Source organism: Corallococcus sp. CA053C (genome assembly GCF_003611675.1).
In the GTDB taxonomy this organism is placed as follows: Bacteria; Myxococcota; Myxococcia; order Myxococcales; family Myxococcaceae; genus Corallococcus.
This window is the reverse complement of the sequence record NZ_RAWA01000572.1, coordinates 1-4,834: the sequence shown is the minus strand read 5'-3', so window position 1 is coordinate 4,834 and position 4,834 is coordinate 1. Positions and strand designations below refer to the sequence as shown.

At 71.1% G+C, this 4,834-nt stretch carries 4 protein-coding genes and 1 pseudogene; 3 read left to right on the top strand and 2 right to left on the bottom strand.

Annotation, left to right across the window (positions count from 1 at the left end; all coding sequences use genetic code 11):
- Positions 1-37 precede the first annotated feature (37 nt).
- From D7V97_RS40125 to D7V97_RS40115, 3 genes and pseudogenes are all read left to right on the top strand, one after another.
- Positions 38-1,543 (top strand): annotated as a pseudogene (locus D7V97_RS40125) (dihydroxyacetone kinase family protein); the annotation flags it as partial.
- Positions 1,540-2,181, top strand: coding sequence for a hypothetical protein (locus D7V97_RS40120; RefSeq protein ID WP_233583539.1), 642 nt, complete (start codon positions 1,540-1,542; stop codon positions 2,179-2,181). The pseudogene D7V97_RS40125 and the gene D7V97_RS40120, both read left to right, overlap by 4 nt.
- Positions 2,182-2,191: 10 nt before the next feature.
- Complete coding sequence (locus D7V97_RS40115; protein ID WP_120615842.1) at positions 2,192-2,659, top strand: SMI1/KNR4 family protein; 468 nt, start codon at positions 2,192-2,194, stop codon at positions 2,657-2,659.
- A gap of 17 nt (positions 2,660-2,676) precedes the next feature.
- On the opposite strand, the gene D7V97_RS40110 is transcribed toward D7V97_RS40115, so the two are convergent.
- Both D7V97_RS40110 and D7V97_RS40105 read right to left on the bottom strand, forming a co-directional pair.
- Positions 2,677-4,254, bottom strand: coding sequence for a PH domain-containing protein (locus tag D7V97_RS40110; protein WP_120615841.1), 1,578 nt, complete (start codon positions 4,252-4,254; stop codon positions 2,677-2,679).
- Positions 4,244-4,729 carry a PH domain-containing protein gene (locus D7V97_RS40105; RefSeq protein ID WP_120615840.1) on the bottom strand — a complete coding sequence of 162 codons (486 nt, stop codon included), beginning with the start codon at positions 4,727-4,729 and terminating at the stop codon, positions 4,244-4,246. The genes D7V97_RS40110 and D7V97_RS40105 overlap by 11 nt, the downstream gene beginning before the upstream one ends.
- Between the last annotated feature and the right edge of the window lie 105 nt (positions 4,730-4,834).

The following is a 4,834-nucleotide window of genomic DNA, read 5'->3' as shown; positions in this document are numbered from 1 at the left end:
GTGCAACATCCCCGCGCCCACGTAGCCCGCGCACGCGGGCTACGTGGGCGCGGGGATGTTGCACGCGGCGGTGGCGGGGGACGTGTTCACGTCACCCAGCGCGGACGCGGTGCTGGCGGCGATCCGCGCGGTGGCGGGCACGGCGGGCGCGCTGCTCATCGTGAAGAACTACACGGGTGACCGGCTCAACTTCGGGCTCGCGGCGGAGCTGGCGCGGGCGGAGGGCATTCCCACGGAGGTCGTCGTGGTGGCGGACGACGTGGCGCTGCACGACACGGTGGAGCCCGCGCGTCGGCGGGGCATCGCGGGTGTGGTGCTGGTGCACAAGGTGGCGGGCGCGGCGGCGGCGGCGGGTGCGTCGTTGGCGGAGGTGGCGCGCGAGGCGACGGAGGCGGCCGCGGCGCTGGGCAGCATGGGCGTGGCGTTGGGGCCGTGCACGGTGCCGGCGGCGGGGCGGCCGGGCTTCACGTTGGGCGAGGACGAGGTGGAGCTGGGGCTGGGCATCCACGGCGAGCAGGGCGTGCGCCGCGTGGCGATGCAGCCCGCGAACGCGTTGGTGGACACGCTGCTGTCGACCATCGTGGAGGACCGGAAGCTTGGCGAGGGGGAGCGCGTGGCGTTGATGGTCAACGGCCTGGGGGGCACGCCGCCCATGGAGCTGGCCATCGTGACGCGCAGGGCGCTGGTGTTCCTCGCGGAGCGCGGGTTGAAGGTGGAGCGCGCGTGGCAGGGCACGTTCCTGTCGGCGCTGGAGATGCCGGGCTGTTCGCTCACGGTCTTGAAGGTGGACGACGCGCGGCTGGCGCGGCTGGACGCGCCCACGGAGGCACCGGCCTGGCCGGGCAAGGGGAGGCTGGTCGTGCAGCGGCGGGTGGTGCCCGTGCGCGACGCGCTGCCCACCATCCAGGGACATCCCAAGGCCCATCCGGAGATGGCGCAGGTGCGGGCGGCGGCGTTGGCGGTGGCGGACGCGTGGGACGCGGCCGAGGCGCGGCTGACGGAGCTGGACAGCGCGGCGGGAGACGGGGACCTGGGCTTGAGCCTGGCGCGTGGCGCGGCGGCGATCCGTGCGCTGCCGGAGAGCGCGTGGGCCACGCCGTCGGGAGCGTTGACGGAGCTGGGGCAGGCGCTGCGAAGGAACATCGCCGGCAGCTCCGGGCCGTTCTATGCGACCGCGCTGCTGAGGGCGGCACGCCACCTGGTGAACAAGGTGCCGGATGCGGCGGCGTGGGCCCGGGCGTTCCAGGTGGCTGTTGGAGCGGTGTCGGAGCTGGGAGGCGCGAGGCCCGGTGACCGGACCATGGTGGATGCGCTGCACCCGGCGGCGGAGGTGCTGGTGCGCGCTGTTCGCGAGGGGAAGTCCCTGGGTGATGCGTGGAGGGAGGCGACGCTCGCGGCGGAGCAGGGCGCGGAGGCGACGGCCAGAATGGCGCCGCGCCTGGGCCGCGCCAGCTACCTGGGGGACCGCGCGAAGGGGATCCCTGACGCGGGCGCTGCGGCCGTGGTCATCTGGATGAAGGCCGTTGAGGGTTCGCGCCCATGACGTCCATGAACCACAGGCGCTCCTCGCGGGGGCTCGCAGCCTTGGTCCTCGCGCTCCTCACAGCATGTGCCGAAGGGCAGATGACGCCTGCCCCCGTAGCGGTCCGGAAGTGGGTGGGCCCCCTGGTGAACGTGCCCGGTGGCGGGCAGTTCCGAACCGTCATCTTCTACGGTCCCTGGCAGTGCAGCTCCCAGATCATGAACTACTGCCGGGAGAAGTGCGCCGGGAGCGGGCACGTGCTCCAGGGCTGCATGTGGATCGCGGACGTGAAGATGGATTTTCAGGGCACGCTGGTCAGAGCCGGGAGCCGGTTCGGGATGGCGCAGTGTTGCTGCAACTACGGAACGCTCAGCGTCAAGCAGAACGACCTCGCCCGCAATCGCTGGAACAGGGCGCGAAAAGGGTTCCGCGAGGAATGGGCGCAGCGTTTCGGTACCTGGCCGACCGAAGCCAATGGGATGCCCTATCAGGGTCACCACATCCGGGACCTCGCGCACGGAGGCAACCCCACGGACTGGGAAAACATCCTCCCGTTCCCCCAGGACCTCCACGAGGAACTCCTCACGCCGTACAACCAGTGTTACGCGAACGAGCCTCCTTGGACGCAGACCGGGGTGGACTTCCCCTATGGAGAGTAGACCCAGGGTGATGACCGGATTGCTCGAAGAGGTGTCGCGCCTCCACTTCCCCAATCCACCTGCGACACCGGAACAAATCGAAGCGTTCGAACAGCGCGTGGGATGGCGCCTGGACCCGGACCTTCGTGCCTTCTACCTGCACTGTGATGGCGCGAAGCTGTTCGACCGCATCGACCCGGCCTTCTACTTCTACCCGCTGGCGATGATTCGCCGCGCACGGGTGGTCTTGCTCCAGAACGACACGGACAAGGCCGGGCCCGCGTCCTGGTATGCGGTCTGCGCGGTGCGGGATACCAACTACCTCTTTCTCGACGTGAGCCAGCAGGTAGACGGCCGGTACCCCATCCGCGATGGCTACCGCGAAGCGTTCCCAGACCCCGCCTTCAACCGCCAGATTGCCGGTTCATTTTCGGAGTTCCTGGCGGGCGCGCTGGCGTCGAACGAGGAATGGTTCTGGCTTCAGGACGATGAGCCATGACGCTCCCGCCTGGAGGACTACCCGGGCAACCGCGCGCCCGGGAGTGACGCCTGTGGCACCGGCGTGGCATCCGTCACGGGCCGGGCGCGTCCGGTCGGACGTCGGCCCGGGAGCTGGTCGATGAGCGACTGGGCCTCTTCCCAGCCCACGCTGGGCAGCACGACGTGCGCACCCGCCACGTCGACGCGCACGTGCGCGATGCCGTAGCCGCGCTCCAGCGGTCCCTGTCGCGCGCGGACGGACTGGATGCGCGCGCGCTGCACCACCGTCGTGCGCCGCCGCCAGAAGCCCTGGCGCACCACCACCAGCGTTTCGGTGACGAGCCATCCCTGGAAGCGCCAGTCGAACCACGCCCCCAAGAGCTGCGCGGGCAACACGACCCACGCCAGCGCGCCCCATGCTCCCCAGAACCACGTCGCGGGCGCGGCCACCAGCACGCTCAGGCCCACTGCTCTTATCCGTGCCCGCAGGAGTGACTTCGGATGGGCCGGCTTCAGCGGCAGGGCGGCGATGGCGTCCGGCAGGTCCGGCACGAACTCGCGCAGCAGCTCCGGCATTCGCGCGGTGGGCACCACGGGGATCAGCAGCTCCGCGCGCTCCGAGGACTCCTTGCCCGTCCGCACGCCCGCGGTCTCCACCTCCACCGAACCGAAACCCAACGTGCGGCGCAGGAGCGGCTCATCCAGCACCACCTGCTGGATGCGCGCCCGCCGCACCGTCACCTGCCGACGCGTGATGAGCCCACCCACCGCGCGCAGGTGCGTCCCGGTGTCCACCAGCCGGAACCCATGGAAGCGCAGCACCGCGCGGGCGCCGCTCACCAGCCACAGGCCGAACAGCCCCGTGAGCGCCGCCACCGTCGCCGCCAGCCACGCCATGCCGGGCGTGGCCAGCACCGCCCAGTGCTTCTCCATCCACGGCAACAGCAGCTTGTGGAAGGTCTCGGTGATCTCATGCAGGGCGCTCATCACCACCGCGAGGACGCCCACGCTCAACGCCGTCGCGCCGTAGAGCAGCAGGCCTCCCAGCCGGGCCTCGGAGAGCACCCGCTCCCCGGGCGAGGACGCTCCCGGCAGGAGCACCGCCGGACCTTCGCCGCGCACCGCCTGGAGCGCGTGGATCAACGCCTGGGCATCCTCCGACGTCAGGCCCCGCAGGTGGCCGTCCGCCTTGCCGCCGGACGCCGTCTCCACCTTCACCTCCACGAGCCCGAACAGCTTCGACACGAAGGGCTGGAGCACCTCTGTGTTCTGCACCCGCGCCGCCTCGATGAAGCGCGACGTCCGCGTGAACACGCCGGAGCGGATCTCCAACTGCGCGCCCACCACGCGGTAGCTCAACGTGGCCACCTCGTAGAGCCCGGCCGCGAGCAGCAACAGCGCGGTGACCGACAGGGAGATCCAGAGGGCGGTGGGCACGCCGTGCTCCCCCGTGAAGTACACGGGCAGCAGCGTGGGGAGGAGCAGGCGGCCAATCATCGTGGAGATGGGCAGCACGGCCGCGATGGGCGCCTTCGCGCTCAGCCGCTTCCAGGGGATCTCCTCCATGGACGGCAGGGCCTGCACGGAGGGCGCGGGGGTGCCCTCAGACGACATCGTCGGACTCGCGCCGCACCAGCCGCTCACGCAGGGCGTCCGCCGTCTCCCGGGTGAGGCCCGGAATCTCTCCGTCCGCGCCGCTGCCCGCCGCGGTGAACACCTGCAGGCGCGCAAGCCCCAGCGACCGCTCGATGGGGCCCTGGTGGACGTCCACGTGCTGGATGCGGCCCGCCGGGATGGACACCACCTGACGCAGCAGCACGCCGTGGGAGATGACCAGGTCGTGCTCGCGCAGCGCCCAGCCCCACCGCTCATGCGCGCGCTGCGGATACCACGCCGTCAACACGCTCAGGCCCAGCACCACCGCGCATGGCACCAGGAAGGGCCAGTGCTCCACGCCCGCGAGCGACAATGACAGCGCCACGCCGAACGCCACGGCCCCGTACACGCCGATGCGGATCAGCGCCACGATGCGGAACAGCGTGAGCGCTCCGCGAGGGAGTCGTTCCAGCGTCGGCAGCGGGTCGGTCATGGGCGGAACCTCCGGGAGTTCCCCGAATGTACCTGTATCCGCAGCCTCCTGCCGCTCCTTCGGTGTGCTGGCATTGCCAGCCGCGCGCGCCTGTCAGGGCGGGGG

What these genes read in the sequence shown, in the direction of transcription:
- D7V97_RS40120 (WP_233583539.1), top strand. Translation starts at nt 1,540, where the DNA reads ATGACGTCCATGAACCACAGGCGCTCCTCGCGGGGGCTCGCAGCCTTG.
- D7V97_RS40115 (WP_120615842.1), top strand. Translation starts at nt 2,192, where the DNA reads ATGACCGGATTGCTCGAAGAGGTGTCGCGCCTCCACTTCCCCAATCCA.
- D7V97_RS40110 (WP_120615841.1), bottom strand. Translation starts at nt 4,254, where the DNA reads ATGTCGTCTGAGGGCACCCCCGCGCCCTCCGTGCAGGCCCTGCCGTCC.
- D7V97_RS40105 (WP_120615840.1), bottom strand. Translation starts at nt 4,729, where the DNA reads ATGACCGACCCGCTGCCGACGCTGGAACGACTCCCTCGCGGAGCGCTC.